Source organism: Nostoc sp. FACHB-152 (assembly GCF_014697475.1).
GTDB lineage: Bacteria > Cyanobacteriota > Cyanobacteriia > Cyanobacteriales > Nostocaceae > Nostoc_B.
Map to the genome: position 1 here is coordinate 1 of NZ_JACJRV010000044.1, position 15607 is coordinate 15607.

The 15607-nt window shown below is 39.7% G+C and carries 16 protein-coding genes; 8 read left to right on the forward strand and 8 right to left on the reverse strand.

What is annotated here, in order from left to right; translation table 11 throughout:
• Window positions 1-70: 70 nt before the first annotated feature.
• A complete protein-coding gene (locus tag H6G76_RS23175; RefSeq protein ID WP_190706151.1) occupies window positions 71-619 on the reverse strand; it encodes a DUF3105 domain-containing protein in 549 nt (182 codons plus the stop codon).
• Window positions 620-1194: 575 nt separating this feature from the next.
• Between H6G76_RS23175 and H6G76_RS38285 the strand changes: the two genes are divergently transcribed.
• Window positions 1195-1266: an HNH endonuclease gene (locus tag H6G76_RS38285; protein ID WP_397333702.1), complete on the forward strand. Its 72-nt coding sequence runs from the start codon at window positions 1195-1197 to the stop codon at window positions 1264-1266.
• Between the two features lie 525 nt (window positions 1267-1791).
• A complete protein-coding gene (locus tag H6G76_RS23180) occupies window positions 1792-2076 on the forward strand; it encodes a DM9 repeat-containing protein (protein WP_190706154.1) in 285 nt (94 codons plus the stop codon).
• Between the two features lie 164 nt (window positions 2077-2240).
• Here the strand turns inward: H6G76_RS23180 and H6G76_RS23185 are convergent, their stop codons facing one another.
• The 5 genes from H6G76_RS23185 to H6G76_RS23205 form a co-directional block, all read right to left on the reverse strand.
• Complete coding sequence (locus H6G76_RS23185) at window positions 2241-3023, reverse strand: phosphate ABC transporter ATP-binding protein (RefSeq protein ID WP_190706282.1); 783 nt, start codon at window positions 3021-3023, stop codon at window positions 2241-2243.
• The gene (gene pstA / locus H6G76_RS23190) at window positions 3023-3859 is read right to left on the reverse strand and encodes a phosphate ABC transporter permease PstA (protein ID WP_190706157.1); all 837 of its coding nucleotides are present in this window, start codon (window positions 3857-3859) and stop codon (window positions 3023-3025) included. Before pstA ends, H6G76_RS23185 begins: the two co-directional genes overlap by 1 nt.
• Window positions 3852-4730 carry a phosphate ABC transporter permease subunit PstC gene (gene pstC / locus H6G76_RS23195; RefSeq protein WP_190706160.1) on the reverse strand — a complete coding sequence of 293 codons (879 nt, stop codon included), beginning with the start codon at window positions 4728-4730 and terminating at the stop codon, window positions 3852-3854. Before pstC ends, pstA begins: the two co-directional genes overlap by 8 nt.
• Entirely contained in the window at window positions 4687-5538 is an 852-nt protein-coding gene (locus H6G76_RS23200; RefSeq protein WP_199337497.1) for a phosphate ABC transporter substrate-binding protein, read from the reverse strand. Before H6G76_RS23200 ends, pstC begins: the two co-directional genes overlap by 44 nt.
• Before the next feature lie 64 nt (window positions 5539-5602).
• A complete protein-coding gene (locus H6G76_RS23205) occupies window positions 5603-5902 on the reverse strand; it encodes a helix-turn-helix transcriptional regulator (protein ID WP_190706163.1) in 300 nt (99 codons plus the stop codon).
• 568 nt (window positions 5903-6470) lie between these two features.
• On the opposite strand from H6G76_RS23205, the gene H6G76_RS23210 reads away from it, so the two are divergent.
• A complete protein-coding gene (locus H6G76_RS23210; RefSeq protein WP_190706166.1) occupies window positions 6471-7277 on the forward strand; it encodes a hypothetical protein in 807 nt (268 codons plus the stop codon).
• Between the two features lie 112 nt (window positions 7278-7389).
• On the opposite strand, the gene H6G76_RS23215 is transcribed toward H6G76_RS23210, so the two are convergent.
• Window positions 7390-8643 carry a bifunctional sterol desaturase/short chain dehydrogenase gene (locus tag H6G76_RS23215; RefSeq protein ID WP_190706169.1) on the reverse strand — a complete coding sequence of 418 codons (1254 nt, stop codon included), beginning with the start codon at window positions 8641-8643 and terminating at the stop codon, window positions 7390-7392.
• Window positions 8644-8788: 145 nt separating this feature from the next.
• On the opposite strand from H6G76_RS23215, the gene H6G76_RS23220 reads away from it, so the two are divergent.
• Window positions 8789-9073, forward strand: a complete 285-nt coding sequence (locus tag H6G76_RS23220; protein WP_190706172.1) for a hypothetical protein — start codon at window positions 8789-8791, stop codon at window positions 9071-9073.
• Between the two features lie 136 nt (window positions 9074-9209).
• Here the strand turns inward: H6G76_RS23220 and H6G76_RS23225 are convergent, their stop codons facing one another.
• Window positions 9210-9479, reverse strand: coding sequence for a hypothetical protein (locus H6G76_RS23225; RefSeq protein ID WP_190706290.1), 270 nt, complete (start codon window positions 9477-9479; stop codon window positions 9210-9212).
• Window positions 9480-10047: 568 nt separating this feature from the next.
• Between H6G76_RS23225 and H6G76_RS23230 the strand changes: the two genes are divergently transcribed.
• From H6G76_RS23230 to H6G76_RS23245, 4 genes are all read left to right on the forward strand, one after another.
• Window positions 10048-10557, forward strand: a complete 510-nt coding sequence (locus tag H6G76_RS23230; protein WP_190706175.1) for a GNAT family N-acetyltransferase — start codon at window positions 10048-10050, stop codon at window positions 10555-10557.
• Window positions 10558-10652: 95 nt separating this feature from the next.
• Entirely contained in the window at window positions 10653-11852 is a 1200-nt protein-coding gene (locus H6G76_RS23235) for a class I SAM-dependent methyltransferase (RefSeq protein ID WP_190706178.1), read from the forward strand.
• Window positions 11853-12202: 350 nt separating this feature from the next.
• Window positions 12203-13081 carry an NAD(P)-dependent oxidoreductase gene (locus H6G76_RS23240; RefSeq protein ID WP_190706181.1) on the forward strand — a complete coding sequence of 293 codons (879 nt, stop codon included), beginning with the start codon at window positions 12203-12205 and terminating at the stop codon, window positions 13079-13081.
• Between the two features lie 355 nt (window positions 13082-13436).
• Complete coding sequence (locus H6G76_RS23245; protein ID WP_190706183.1) at window positions 13437-15602, forward strand: patatin-like phospholipase family protein; 2166 nt, start codon at window positions 13437-13439, stop codon at window positions 15600-15602.
• Window positions 15603-15607 lie beyond the last annotated feature (5 nt).

Consider the following 15607-nt stretch of genomic DNA (forward strand, 5'->3'; position numbering starts at 1 on the left):
GATTCTGTTCAATGTGGTTCAGTATGTCGCACATTTTTCTGTGTAAAAAAAGCTTTCTGATGTTCTTTTATCACAGAATGATACTATTTTGGAGATGTCTAATACGTGGGTTAAATTTGCTCAAAGAGCAAGCCTGCTGCCGTAATTGAACCAACTCTTGACCTTTAATTTGCTGAGGATTATAGCTAATAATCACGCCGCCGTGTTCTAAATTGTGTACTAAAAATTCGTCGGCTGGTGGATATACATAAATGCCCCAAGCTGCTGGGTATGGGTAGTGTGGCCCGGAAGTTGGTGGATTGGAATTATTGGAATTATAGGTGACTGAAGTACCTACTTCTACGTGTTGTTGCCCCAAATCTGGGAAACGAAATCCCGGTAGTATTGTACCAGGGTATACCCCTGGCAATGGTGATTCAAGTGTCAATACGGGAAAGGTTTCGATTAAGCCGTTCCACTGGATTACGGAATTTGTCCTTGAACCAGAATTTGGAGTGGTACTTGGTTGCTGAGGAGATTCATGAGCGTTCCCAGGTAGATTTCCGAATAGTAGAGTTATGCTCAACGCACAGACTAAGCACAGTAACAACAAACCTGATTTAGCAAGTTTAAGATTCATATAATTTCTGCTCAGATGATAGAAACTGATTTAAACCAAATAATCGAAGTTAAATCTTCAGTTGTATTGCCGAAATTTTGAGAAGCGATAGGCATTATCTAGCTATATAAAATACATCTGTTTGCTATTTAATAGAAAAATAGTTAATAATTTTACATAGGAAAGCATCTGTGCATAAGAACACAGTTTGGAAGCCAGAAATTTCATAATTGTAGTTGCTCTGATTAAGCTTTCGTTACATACTTTAGGAATTTTCTTGCTCACTTACTTCTGGCAAGAAGTGTCATATAAATAAAGGAACAAAGTAGTTAATTATCAATAATTGTAAATTATATGATTCATACATCTAATATGCGGTCATAATATTTTTGATATTACTTAAGCGCAGTCAGACTCGCTGTGTAAAACCCATACAAGTGCAAAGAAAGTGTAGCCCGTTTGATAATGGCTAGGTGTACTTTAGTTCTAATCTTGGTAAACATCCTGAAGCCCTAACAAGAGTGGCAATACTCTTAAAAATGCAAAAAGGAAAGTTTACTTCTGTTGACTATTTTTGCTTTCAACATGAAGACTTGATGGAAGTGGACTATAAAATTCCGCATTCCAAAGACGGTAATTATAGTTACGACAACCTTCAATTAACGTGAGTTCGACAGATATCAAGAACCCCTCTCCAAACCTCTCCCCCACAGGTGGAGAGGCTTTGAAAATATGATTTTTTCATTTAAAACTAGCAAGATTTTGCCCCTCTCCGCGTCGGAGCGAAAAGTTGAGCCAGTGCGTTGGACGGGTTTCCCGGCTTAAAGCAACTGGCGTTGCGCGTCCGGGTTTCCCGGCGCAAAACTTTTCAAGACAGAGGGGTTGGGGAGAGGTTCATCGAACTCACGTTCAATTACTTCATGAACAATTGCCACGATGCTAATACGGCAGCAAATTTATCTGCCGCCATAGTTTCAAAAATAAATGAGGATTATCTCAACCTTAATCCCTTTTAAATGGAAATTTATAGGTGTGCTGGTCAAGTACCAAATTGCTGAGGAGGCGTGTGAAATTAAAGTTTCATACAAGGTTTTGTAACCTCCTCAGCGAGGTGAGTCTTTGACTTAGGCATCCAAACTAATGCCTAAATACTCAATTTAATCAAATCGTCAACTAAATTTTTGGAGAGCATTATGTTGGAAAGCATAGATACCAATGACCAACTTTTTTTCACGAATATCAATGATGAGGAAGCAGCCAATACAGTAGGGGGAGTTGACTGGGTATCAGAATCTTATGGCTCAGTGCCATCAGATGCTATTCTCGCTGGGTATGAAAATGATGGTAGCCCTCTCTATATATGCCGAGCTTTTTACAATGAGGGTTTACATCCGGGGAAAGTGGTTGGTGAGAATTGCAACATTGGTTGGGGAGGACAAGAGATTAGTCTGCCTTACTATGAAGTATTAGTGTACTAGTGGGTCAAATTAATGTGAGTCTGCAACTTGCCTTCGTTGTAGACTCACGTCAAATTAAATAGTTTACCAAAAGGCGAGCGAAGGAGCTGCCGACGCAGCTCCTTCACTCCCTATTAAAATGATGATGATTGCAAATTAGCTCCCCTGCTCCCGAAGTTACCCTACTACCCCCTGATACCCATCACATAAGCGGCAGTTAGTGTATGTTGGGGAGACTCAAAAATTTGCTCTACGGAACCTGACTCAATCAGAAGTCCTATGCCATCTTGTACCCAAAATAGAGCGACTTTATCGGCGATGCGTTTGGCTTGCGCTAGATTATGAGTCACTATCAGTAGTGTATAACGCGATCGCAAGCTGGCAATTAAATCTTCAACCACGCCACCAGAAATCGGATCGAGGGCGCTACAAGGTTCATCTAATAATAAAACTTCTGGTTTCAAACCCAAAGCCCTAGCAATACACAGACGTTGCTGCTGTCCTCCAGATAAGGCCAATGCAGATGTCTGCAATCGGTCTTTCACCTCATCCCACAGTCCAACATCTTGCAGAGTAGTTTCGATAATTGCGTCAATTTCGTTTCGGTCACGGATACCATGTTCGCGCAATGGTAACTCTAAGTTTTTCCAAATAGATAAAGGAAAAGGATTAGGCTTTTGAAATATCATACCAACTCTGCGCCGTAGTGCGATCGCATCTATCTTCGGATGCAGCACATCCCAATTACCAAGGCGAATTTCCCCTGTAACTCGACACTGCGGAATTAAATCTGTCAGCCGATTCAAACAACTTAAAAAGCTGGTTTTGCCACAACCAGAAGGCCCCACCAAAGCCATAATTTCCCCAGCATAAATATCAAGATTGACATGAGCAAAGGCTGTTTTTCTCCCGTACTGTAAAGTCAGGTTTCTTGTTTGAATCAAGGCTTGAGATTCCGGCAGTTTCATCAAGTAATAATTCTCCTATGTAACCATTTTTCAGCCATCCATGCTGCCGTGCCATTAATTAACAACAGCATTAGCAGCAATACCAAAGCAGAGGCGTAAGCATTGGCATCTCCGCCTGATACGTTCAGCGACAAATCATAAATATGAATCGAAAGGGCGCGTCCAGAATCTAATAATGATTCCGGCATTCTATCTACATAACCACTAGTAAAAATTAAAGCAGCTGTTTCGGCGATCGCACGACCAATACTAAGTACCAATCCCACAATTAAACCTGGGACTGCCGCAGGTAATAATAAATTCCATAACGTCGCCATCCGTGAAAAGCCCAAGGCTGCGCCTCCCACTCTATACTCGTTAGATACAGCCCGAAACCCTTCTTCTGTAGAGCGAATCAGGATAGGTAGCACCATACAAGCTAAGGTTAACCCGCCTGAGAGAATCGAAAATCCTAAGCCCAAAACTTTGCAGAAAAAGACATTGCCAAATAATCCAAACACGATGGAAGGGATACCCGCCAACACATCTAAACTGCGACGTACCAAGCCACCAAAAAAACTGTCAGTAGGGGTGAATTCTGCCAATAATATTGCTGTCCCCACGCCAATTGGTAGGGAAACCCCCATACACACCAGCATAATTAGCAAGGTAGACACGAGAATAGGGGCAATTCCGCCTTCTCTACCAGCGTTTAGGGGTGCAGTTGTCAGAAACGTCCAGGAAAAATGCCCAATTCCATGCCAAAAAATATTACTAAGTATCCACCCAAAAACACCTGTCACCAAGGCAGCGTTTGCCCAAACAATGATGGTTGCTAGCCAATCTTTTCTAACCATAAATTTTCCCCTGGCTGATAACTTCAGCCACAGCCACTAACAGCACAATCAATCCCATCAATACCAAACCACTGACAAATAAGGCTGAACGATGATCCCCTGTGGCATAAGCCATTTCTAAGGCAATATTCGCTGTGAGAGTGCGAATTGGGTCAAATATCCCTTTAGGGGTCTGCACTACATTGCCGCATACCATGAGAACTGCCATAGTTTCACCAATGGCGCGGCCTGTTTCTAAAATTATGCCAGTGAACAATCCCGATTTTGCTGCCGGAAATACAATTTGGCGGATAGTCGCCCAACGAGATAATCCCAAAGCCGCCGCGCCTTGCAGGTAAGAAGCGGGAACTTTTGCCAAACTTGCATCAGCTACCAAAGCAGCTGTTGGCATAATCATGATTGTCAGAATGGCAATACCTGCGAGTAAACTTTGTCCAGGGGGATGATTTTTAGCGATCAGGGGAACTAACACTACCAATCCCCAAAAGCCGTAGACTACGGAAGGTATACCTGCGAGTAATTCAATTAAACGACGATAAAGAGAAGCTAGAAGCGATGGAGCGTAAAATTGGCAAAATAGGGCAGATAAAATGCCTATAGGTGTGGCAATCAGCACAGAACTAAACACTACTAGGAGTGTACCCCACAACATTGGCACGAGGTTATAGAGTCCGGCGGTGGGGTTCCAAGAGGAATCAGTAAAAAAGTGCTTGATCCCAACATCTTTGATAACTGGTAAGGATTCTAAAATCAAAAATCCGACGATTAATAGAGCGATCGCGCCTGCTATGATTGCCAAAAAGCGCAATATCCAAACTAACCAGCCATCATTTTGAAACCACGACAAAGTTTTGCTTTTGAACAATATCATTTACCTGTTGTGATTGCGCGAAGTCAAGAAATTCTTTTGCTAGTCCTTGGGGTGCAGTTTTCATTACCAAGTTTAACGGGCGGGAAATCGGAAAAGTACCATTCTGCACATTTGCAGTTATGGCTGCTACACCATTAACAGGAAGCAACTTAATCGGTACTTTATTCGCTACACTATATTCTGCTGCACCAATAGAAACATAAGCGATCGCATTGGGATTTCCTTCTAGAGTTTTAATTCCCTGTTCATTGTCACCAATTACTATTTGAGCTTTAATATCGGTGTTTTTCAATTTGAAGTAATGAGTGAATAACTCTAAAGTTGAACGTCCTTCCGCTTTATTCACAACAGTAATCGTTCCTGGCTTACCTCCCACCTGCTGCCAATTATTCACTTTGCCAGTATAAATATTGACAACTTGCTGATTGCTTAGAGCTGGCACAGGATTATCTTTGTGAACAATTACTGTCACACCATCACGAGCAATAGTAAAGCTCCTTAAATCCTTTTCCTCTGGTTTCAACTCCCGCGAAACCATACCAATATCCGCCACACCTTGGCGTGCATCCGCAATTCCACGAGAAGAACCACCCGACTGTACATCTATTCGCACACCCTGATGCTGAGATTCAAAACGTTTCCCAATTTCTGCCGCTAAGGGTGCTACCGTACTAGAGCCAGTTAATATAAGTTTTCCCTGTAGTTGAGTTGTCTTGCTACTTGCAGCGTTGTTTGGTGAAGCACAACCTTGTAGCCACAAGCAGCCAACCAACCCTGCAACTATCATCCAAATTTGTGAATGTTTCATTTGTCAAAACCCCTCTTTAACTCTTCGCTGTGCGTCCTCTGCGCCTCTGCGGTTCGTAAAAAAGCTAGATAAACGAGAGAATGCAACAGCCGAGGTTAAGAGCCTTATTTGTCGTTACCTCTACCTCTGGAGCCAAACTATAAAGAATTGCTTTACCATCGCGCTGTTGAACTACTAACTTTGCTCTACGTAGAACTTGTAAATGATGAGACAGTAGACTTTGTTCTAAATTTAAAATGGCATTGATTTCCCCTACATACTTAGGGCCTTCATCCATCAATATTTCCAATACTCTTAGACGCGTCTCATCTGCTAAAACTTTCAGAATTTTTACGCAATTAACCTGCACGCGTGTTGTATCCATTCATCTAATTGTATGAGTCATTATTTATTAATGCCAATTCATATGAAAATTTATTCATATCAAGCCTCAAAATAAACTCTCGTATTGCTTGTATTTTAAGTTTCTCTTAAATTAATACCTGTGCCAGGGTACGAAGGTGAGTTGATGTATTAACCCCTTTTCTCGGATGCTTGGCAAAAACAATAATTCATCAAAACTCCTTTAAGGTTTCCCGCGTTTTTTAAAGTATTGCCTGCAATATAAAGGGTTTGAGTTTCAAACTACGTTGTAATCTAAACGCTCAGATCTTGATGATTTTGCTAGTTTTGTCAAAATTGTTATAGGCTCTTATTTTAGCAAAAGTATTGTTTATTAAAAAGTTTTCGTCAATTTATTCAAAATATTTGACTTTTTACGATATTTTACGGATGTCATACTTTATACCAAAAAATATAGTGTTGGACAAGTGTAATTTATCTCCCTAAATTCTTAGAGGGGATATAAAAACAGCGATGCCTTAACGAGCAAAGCAATCACTTTATCTGGCTAATAACTGAGTAATTTACGGTATTTTTAGAATAATAAGCTTATGAAGCTCTTAAAAGCTCTTGGAGCAGTTGGATTTGTTTCATCTGTGGCTACTTGTATTAATATTGCAGGTGAACCTGTATTTGCAGCTTGCAATCCATTCGGATGTTCCCAATCCACTGTTGCAGAATGTAATCCTTTTGGTTGCCCACAAGCACCAATGGGACAAGCATGTACACCATTTGGTTGTCCACAGTCGCCTCAACCTCAACAAACCAATACTATCAACGTACCAACTGGAATGCCTGGAATGCCTGGAATGCCTGGAATGCCTGGAATGACTGGAATGCCTGGAATGACTGGAATGCCTGGAATGCCTGGAATGACTGGAATGCCTGGAATGACTGGAATGCCTGGAATGACTGGAATGACTGGAATGACTGGAATGCCTGGAATGACTGGAATGCCTGGAATGACTGGAATGCCTGGAATGAATGGAATGCCTGGAATGAATGGAATGCCACAGCAATCAGGAACTCAGGTTCCTGTTAACCAAGGTTACAACTTAGTGGGTGGTGTTTGGTTTGGCCCCGATGGTAAGCCTGTTTCATCTGATCGTCGTCCGGGAGAAGACCAAGCCTCTTGCATCGCTAGAGTTCGCTTCTATACTCTAGAAGCATATTCCCGCTCCGAAACACGCGGTGATTATAGATACAATCGCCCAAGTTTTCTTACTGTACAGCAAATGTACAGTGCTGGATTAGATAATAGAGGTGGTGTATTCGATGGAGAAAAATGGCGTGGTTCTCAGCCCCAAGTCACCTTAACAGTTATGGACTCCCAGGAAGCTACAATTCGTTGTCGCTAATTGTAGCTTGAAGGATAAAGAGAACGAACTTATCCTTCACAACCTCGGTAGTTAAAATATCCTTGACTAGAAATTGGGTGTAGACCTTCACAAGTCTACACCCATACTTTTTTTAAGATTGAGTCTGACTTGGCTTGCTAAAAATCCGGTAGTACAGCCCGGTACTAGTTTCCTTAATCGGGAACAGTAAATAAGTCAAAGGATTGATGGCTACGATAATATTGCGGAAGTCTCGCTGGGCTAAAAACAGAATAGCGCGCGCCACTTGCGGTGCTGACATCACCCCATAAGGATTAAGTTGGCTTTTAAACGGGCCGAGGATTAATTTGCGAATGATGCAGTTTCCTTCTAAGCGTTTGAGGGTAATAATATCGCCTAATGTGCGTTTGCTCAGTTCATAAAGCGGACTGAGGGCTGGTGATACCTCAGCCTCGGAAGTATTTACCCAGATTTCTTTAGTTGCTTTGTCTTGTGGCCCTGTCACAGTTGATGAAAATACATCCATCAACCGCAATGCAGAAAAGGTATTGACTTCATAGGAAGTGTTTATGCCTTGTGAAGTGCGATCGCCATAAACATTAATCCCGTGATTAATAATCAAAATATCTACTTTTTCTAATTTATCCCGTAGTTGCGACTCATTACCTAACTCCCAAGGAAACACCGTTACCCCAGGTTGTACTGAGAGTTTCTCAGGATTAGTAGTTAAAGCTATAACCTTAGCATTGTGTTTGAGAAGTTCTGCTGTTAATGCTGTTCCCAAACTTCCAGATGCGCCAGTCAAAGCAACGGTTTTACCTTTGAGAGAAAGTCCTGTACCCAAAATTTTATCTACAAGCGGAAACACACCACTATAGTAAGCGTTGACATCATCAAAATGATGTCGCCAATGGTAAGCACGATTCACCCACCAAACGGAAGGAATGATTTCTAAAGGGCCGGGTAAGTGGTTAAAGTCTGTCTCAATTTTCCCTTGAAAATATCGCACCGATGCACCATACAAGAAGGTGACAGCATAGGCCACACCTAACCATAATCCCCATTGATGACCTACTAAAGCAACTACCGTCAGGATAACCAACAAAAGAATCGACTCTACAATGTCATGGTAAAGCTGAGATTCCTGGTAAACCTTAAGCGAAACTATTGATAAATCTCGGCGATACGCCATGTGATGCTTATTGTGCCATTTAGCCAGCCAACCCACTTGGTGACACAACGCATGATAGCTGTCTCTGAGTACCTCAGCCAGCAAAAGAGAAAAAATTGCCCAAGCAGTAAACTGCAAGCAAGCGTTTATCAACCACCAATTAATGTGTAAATTTGTTTTAATAGCAGTCCAGCTTTCAGCTAACATCTCAATCATGTTTTTCAGTATGCCGTTATCTTAATCAATCTTTATAATCACTTTAGTCAGCGTTGTCGCATTTTAAAACCCCTACTGTAGTGTAGGGGTTTACGTGTAGGCTGGGAATTCATTGCGTTGCAAATCTGCCGCCCTGTTGTAGCAAGTGGCAAGCTCACAATTACTGCTTTTGCGAACTCATTTGTTATTTCGGCGATCACATTTGTTATTTCGGCGATCGCATTTGTTATTTTTGCGAACTCATTTGTTATTTCGGCGATCGCATTTGTTATTTTTGCGAACTCATTTGTTATTTTTGCGAACTCATTTGTTATTTTTGCGAACTCATTTGTTATTTTTGCGAACTCATTTGTTATTTTTGCGAAGTTTTCCTCCTACCTCCTGCCCAGTTGGTGAGCGAAGTCAAACCACTGCCTCCTGCTGTCCTTGATAAATTAGTGCTGATAGTTGATTAAAAAATTAGCAGGCTTCTAGTTATAGTTCTATATCTTAGTCAGCCTGCCAATATTTCGCGTATTCATAATTATTCCAGCATTTATCTATATTCTTGTTCGTGCCTTGTTCTTTCAAGAAGCTCCTATCCAGCCAGTTATTTTTTGGCGTTGGCTGATATAGCTTATAGCCGGAACATTTTCTCTAGTAGCTGGAATAATTTCTCTAACTTTACGTTTGATAGGTAAATCTTCTCTGATTGCTTGTGTTAGCAAACCCGAACCCTGAGAAAGATTACAAGTTAACACAGGCATATCTTGCCAGCAGTGGCGACAAAACCAAGTAATCTCAGAACCACGTATGTGTTGTAAAAGTATTTCAGAACAGCAAGGACAGTAATTCATATTTTTCAAAAATCAGTGATATAAGCGGTTTTAAAAATTAAGGCAGCTATTTGGTCAACTTGTGGTATTCAAACAACTGACTATACTTACGAGGATACTTACCAAATATGAGGAACTTGTGAAGAAAATAATATTATTCAACCATTCGTTACATTAATACATTAATGATTAAGTAATAGCACTAGTATACTTACGCCAAATTTTACTATCGCCAATCATTAGTGTGTCTTATAATACTTGAAATAATAGCGTATCAATGTTGAGCGATAAGTAGAAGCTTGCTGTTCAACAAATCAATCGATAGAAACCTGAAATCATTCCAGAACAACAAGATCCCCAATTATTTAAAACAATCGGGGATCTTGTTGTTCAGCGAGCGAGAATATATTACTCATACACAAAATGCGAATTTTTCTATTTTTTCTCGCCACCAGATAATACGAAGAAGCAAAAGTTACGTTGTTAATCAAAAGATACTTATATTAAAACTAAACAATTATTACTTAATAAAAATCAGTGATAAATTGTTTTTAAATCATCCAAAACCTCTGACTACAAAATTAAGTCAATGCAAATAATTGAAACATTTTATACCAAACGCTTATTTGCTGAACGTCTAAGATTTATTCACTTAAATGACCTTGATCGGATGCATCAAAACAAACAAGTTATGGCAACTTTAGGTGGTATTCGTTCAGATGATGAAACACGCTTATTTATCTTAAATAATGTGCATCATTGGGAGCAGTATGGATATGGATTATGGGTATTTCTAGACAAAATAAATAAGCAGTTTGTCGGTCGTGCCGGATTGCGAACAACTCTTGTTGAAGGAAAAAATGAAGTAGAATTAGCTTACGCTCTTATGGCTAAGTTTTGGGGTCAAGGATTAGCAACTGAGATGGGCGAAAAAATTTTGCGAATTGGTTTTGATTTACTTGGCTTGCAAGATATTGTTTGCTTTACTTTAACAACTAATCTCGCTTCAAAACGAGTTATGGAAAAGCTAGGATTTCAATACGAGCGTGATATTATCCACGCTGGTTTACCTCATTTGTTTTATCGGTTAATAGTTTAAAAATTACTAAAGCAAGAAATGTTGCACTTTGTGCCGCAACATACACATCAGGAGTTATGCACAAATTAAGGTTTAAAAGTTAGTAAAAATTGCTTATGAATTCTAACTCTGCGCTGTGTATAGCCATATCTGAGCGTATCGCTACTAGTCCCCAAAGGCGAATTACCTTTGCAGAATATATGGATATGGCACTATATCACCCTGAACACGGCTACTATTCCAGCAAAGCTGTGAACATTGGATTTAAAGGCGGTGATTTTTTCACTTCTGTTAGTCTTGGGGCTGATTTCGGGGAGTTACTAGCAGAACAATTTGTCCAAATGTGGGAGATTTTAGGACAGCCAAGACCGTTTTCTTTAGTAGAAATGGGTGCAGGACAAGGCTTACTCGCACTGCATATTCTTGACCACTATCAACTGCACTACCCAGGTTTTTTAGCAGCACTGGAGTATGTCATAGTCGAGAAGTCTCCAGGGTTGAGACAAGAACAACAGCAACGGTTACAAAATTTTACAGTGCGTTGGTGCAATTTAGAGGAGATACCCAGTAACTCAATTACAGGCTGTTTTTTTTCTAACGAATTGGTGGATGCTTTGCCAGTGCATCAGTTTATTTTAGAAGCTGGGGAACTGCGAGAAATTTATGTGACTACACTGGATAACATAAATCCCGAACCTGCTGCTGGAAAAGGGAAAGAGTCAATTCAATTTGGAGAATTAGCGGCAGAACCTTCTACGTCACAACTAAAGCAATATTTTGATTTAATCGGTATTGATTTATCGAGAAATTACCCAGATGGCTACCGCAGCGAAATTAATTTAGCGGCTATGAGTTGGTTGAGTATAGTAGCAGACCGCTTACAGCGCGGGTATGTGGTAACAATTGATTATGGCTATCCTGCTAGCCGCTACTATAACCCCCGGCGATCGCAAGGCACGTTACAGTGCTACTATCAGCATCGCTACCATGACAACCCTTATATTAATATTGGGCGACAAGATATTACTGCCCATGTTGACTTTACCGCCTTAGAGCGTCAGGGTGAAAAATGCGGTTTAACTACAGTTGGGTTTACACAACAGGGTTTATTTTTGATGGCGTTAGGTTTGGGAGATAGAATTGCCTCTCTCTCTTATCAAGAAATTTCGATTTCCCAGTTGTTGCAACGCCGCGAGTCACTCCACCAACTGTTAGACTCCACAGGACTAGGTGGTTTTGGAGTTTTAGTTCAAAGCAAAGGACTCCAAAATCAAGAAATTTCGCATCCCCTCAAAGGGCTAACTGTGCCAAAGTAAAAGTAGGGTGAAAAGTTAAAACTATCTATAAGCCTGCGGCATCAGGGTTATTTGGACTAGCATAACTATAACTATTGATTACTGCGAAATCCATTGTTAGGAAAATCATAATTATGAGTACTCATGACCTGTTAATGCTAGTAATGCTGCTAACACCTGGTATTTTACTGTCTGTTGTCATTATGGTGACTTTTGCCGCAGGTGGCTAAATTCTCAACTCTTGGGCGAACTTGATATCTGAGATAGCATCTTAAACCTCAAATCATTCTTCGCCCTTAAATTACAATCAAACGATGGAAACGCGATGTCTATCAAAGGCTTCGCCTCAGCTGTACAAAGGAAAGTGAACAATGAAGGTGGCATTTCTGGGAACTGGACTGATGGGACAACCAATGGCGCAAAGGTTGTTAGCAGCCAATATACAAGTAGTTGCCTACAACCGCACCCCAGAAAAACTAGCACCATTACAAGCAGCTGGCGCAGAAATTGCGACGCAACCCCGTCAAGCTATTCGTGCTGCTGACTGCATTATTTTAATGCTCACTAACGCCGCAGCCATTTATCAAGTCTTGCTCTCAGATACCGCTTGGCGCACCCTAGAAGGACGCACTATCATCCAAATGGGAACCATTACACCCACCCAAAGCCAAGAAATTCGAGATGCTGTAGTTGGCGGTGGCGGCGAATATATAGAAGCACCCGTATTAGGTAGCATCCCAGAAGCAAAAGCTGGCAAGTTAATTGTGATGGTAGGTGCAGAACCAAAACAATATCAAAGTCATTTACAACTACTACAAAAATTTGGCCCAGAACCTTTACTTATAGGCCCTGTAGGCAGTGCAGCAGCGTTAAAATTAGCCCTGAACCAATTAATTGCATCTCTTACCACTAGCTTTGCTCTTAGTCTGGCCTTTTTGCAACGTCAAGGTGTCAATATAGAATCCTTTATGCAAGTTCTCCGCGAAAGTTCGCTTTATGCACCTACCTTTGACACAAAGTTGCAACGAATGTTGGAAGAAAATTATGCTAATCCCAATTTTCCGACAAAACATTTGCTCAAAGATACAGATTTGTTTATCTCAGAAGCAAAGGCCTTAGGTTTAGATCTCAGCAGTATTGAATCAGTGCGACACATCTTGTATACAGCCATGAAAATGTCCTACGCTAATGATGATTACTCCTCGATATTTTCAGCTATTAAAGAATGGGGCGATTCGAGCGCAGAGTAAATTGCTGAATACATTATTATTAGCATCATTTCTATAGAACATATATCTAATATTTGAACAAGTAGGGTGTGTTGTCGCATAGCGCAACGCACCATCTTTATATTAAGATTCTTAAATAATATATAAACAAATTTACTCTCTACTGCTTGTCTCAAGCAACCAGCAGTGAAATCAAATACAATTGCTATATTTAGAACGTTGCGTTAGCTTCCGGCATAACCCACTCTACATTTTATGTTTGGCTACCTAGGAACTTAAAAAATCTTTAGTTTAAATTTCTAACTCAAGATTGTTTTTATTTTGAAGATTATGTCATGAATATATCATGCTGACCTTTTATTTATGCATGAGTTTTATGCTGAACATAGATAGACGCACAAAGGGAATTGTATTGTCATTGTTATTTACAGTACTTGGGCTTTTATTAACAAATTTTTACGATAAATGGCAATATATCTTCTTTTTAAGAATGCCTATTATTGTGGGCTTAATACTCGTCTTCTTCCCGTTGATTGCAGTTAAACTATTACCAAGCACGCTGAAAAATCTTTTTGTACTTCGTACAAATGTTAAGGGACAGTTAATTGGACAGTTAATTTTAGTGATTGTTGGTTCGACATTAGCTGGAATGGCGACAATATTGGTTTATAACGTCATTTTAACTAATGCTTATCTGCGATTTGAAGTCCAACAAAAACAAGCTTTGCCAGAATGGCTACTTTATATAAACGGTATTATATTAAGTCTTCCTATTTCTATTACAAGCATTATTTTAACTAAGAAAGAAAATCAACATCCAAATTCTATCAAAAACCACCATGTTCCTATTTTGATAGGAACTTTTTTAGGGGTAAGTATCGCCGCATTGCTGTTAACTATCAGCAACTTTGTGCAATATATTTTAGAATCTCATCCTTTACCAAAGCAGATTCTATTAAATTTAATCTATCTGTTACCTGAGCCTGTACGCAATGGTTATATAGATCATAGTAATAACTTAGCACCAGGACAAATTGCTGTAACTGCATTTTTGTTAGTAATGCTTGGTGTTTATATTGCTTGTTATTTTATCCTTAAACCTCAAGCAGATTCTAATCGTTTTGAGGCTCCAGCACTATTTTATGTCACGCTGATTCTGACAGTATTAGTGTTGTTATTAAGTGGAATGTCTTTCTTTCTTGATTACTCACGTATTCCCGTACTTCTGCTATTTTTAATTATTTCAATTTCTGGATACTTGTTTTTAGGCGTAGATCATTATTACGTACTCAATGATGAGCCTAGTGATGCAATAAAACAAGAAGATTGGAAAGATATAGTCTGTAACCGTATTAAAACATATCAAGCCGACAATGAAATTAAAACTTTAGTGGTTGTTTGTGCTAGTGGTGGGGGTATTCAAGCTGCGGGATGGATAAGTAGAGTTTTAGCTGGGTTACAAGAACAAAGTAAATTAGGCATTAATTTTACCCAAGCAATTGGTTGGATAAGCGCAGTTTCTGGTGGTTCAATCGGAACTATGTACTATTTAGACCGCTTTGGTGAACATGGTTATCCAGAAGAAAAAGATTTGTCAAGTATATTTGACAGTGCGGTTAAAGATAGTTTAGATGCTGTTGGTTGGGGACTAACTTATCCAGATTTATTACGCTTTATTGGTTTACCTTTTTTAGTACCTAAAATGGAAGATAGAGGTACAGCAATTGAAGAAGATTGGAGAGGAGAACTAAAACATAAAAAAGCTTCTTTAGCCTCTTGGCGAATCAAGGTGCAACAAGGAAAACTACCAATTCCTATTTTTAATGCGACTTTAGTAGAAGACGGTCGGCGTTTTTTAATCAGTCCTATTACTCTAGAAGAAGATAATCCAGCTAATTCTATTAGCCCGATTACTCTGCAAGATAATATTCAATCTAAGTCTATTAGTTTTAAGAAACTTTATCCTGATTTTGATATTAACATAGCTACATCTGCTAGACTGTCAGCAACTTTTCCTTATGTATCTCCTGTTTGCCGTCCCGACAATCCCAAAACACAGCAAAATTTTCATGTTGCTGATGGTGGCTATTTTGATAATTTTGGAGTCTGTACTAATGTACAATTACTCGATGAATTCTTAACAGCAAAAAGTTGTGAAATTAACAAAGTTATATTTTTGCGGGTCAATGCTTTTCCCGAACCTGTAGCTAGTGATCAGGTGCCAAGTGCGCCAGGGTGGATAATGGAAGTTATTGGTTCATTACAAGCATTATTAAATGTTCGCAGTTCTACTCAGACTGATAACAATACCGTGAGTGTTAAATTATTACAGGAAAAATGGCGAGACAAAGTAGACATTGCGGATTTTGCTATTACCTTTCCTATTGATATTGATAAAAAATATACAGCACCACTTTCTTGGAAGTTAACAATAACCCAAAAGGAAGAGATCAAGCGTGCTTGGAAGCGTTTATCTCAATATATAGACAAAGAGCAAGTTATCAAAAAAATTGAAGAGAAATGGGATGAATGGAAGCATTAGGGTAA

Coding starts and splice junctions, on each gene's coding strand:
- H6G76_RS23180 (WP_190706154.1), top strand. CDS start 1,792: ATGTTGGAAAGCATAGATACCAATGACCAACTTTTTTTCACGAATATC.
- H6G76_RS23230 (WP_190706175.1), top strand. CDS start 10,048: ATGCAAATAATTGAAACATTTTATACCAAACGCTTATTTGCTGAACGT.
- H6G76_RS23175 (WP_190706151.1), bottom strand. CDS start 619: ATGAATCTTAAACTTGCTAAATCAGGTTTGTTGTTACTGTGCTTAGTC.
- H6G76_RS23185 (WP_190706282.1), bottom strand. CDS start 3,023: ATGAAACTGCCGGAATCTCAAGCCTTGATTCAAACAAGAAACCTGACT.
- H6G76_RS23240 (WP_190706181.1), top strand. CDS start 12,203: ATGAAGGTGGCATTTCTGGGAACTGGACTGATGGGACAACCAATGGCG.
- H6G76_RS23215 (WP_190706169.1), bottom strand. CDS start 8,643: ATGATTGAGATGTTAGCTGAAAGCTGGACTGCTATTAAAACAAATTTA.
- H6G76_RS23245 (WP_190706183.1), top strand. CDS start 13,437: ATGCTGAACATAGATAGACGCACAAAGGGAATTGTATTGTCATTGTTA.
- pstA (WP_190706157.1), bottom strand. CDS start 3,859: ATGGTTAGAAAAGATTGGCTAGCAACCATCATTGTTTGGGCAAACGCT.
- H6G76_RS23205 (WP_190706163.1), bottom strand. CDS start 5,902: ATGGATACAACACGCGTGCAGGTTAATTGCGTAAAAATTCTGAAAGTT.
- H6G76_RS23235 (WP_190706178.1), top strand. CDS start 10,653: ATGAATTCTAACTCTGCGCTGTGTATAGCCATATCTGAGCGTATCGCT.
- H6G76_RS23210 (WP_190706166.1), top strand. CDS start 6,471: ATGAAGCTCTTAAAAGCTCTTGGAGCAGTTGGATTTGTTTCATCTGTG.
- pstC (WP_190706160.1), bottom strand. CDS start 4,730: ATGATATTGTTCAAAAGCAAAACTTTGTCGTGGTTTCAAAATGATGGC.
- H6G76_RS23200 (WP_199337497.1), bottom strand. CDS start 5,538: ATGAAACATTCACAAATTTGGATGATAGTTGCAGGGTTGGTTGGCTGC.
- H6G76_RS23225 (WP_190706290.1), bottom strand. CDS start 9,479: ATGAATTACTGTCCTTGCTGTTCTGAAATACTTTTACAACACATACGT.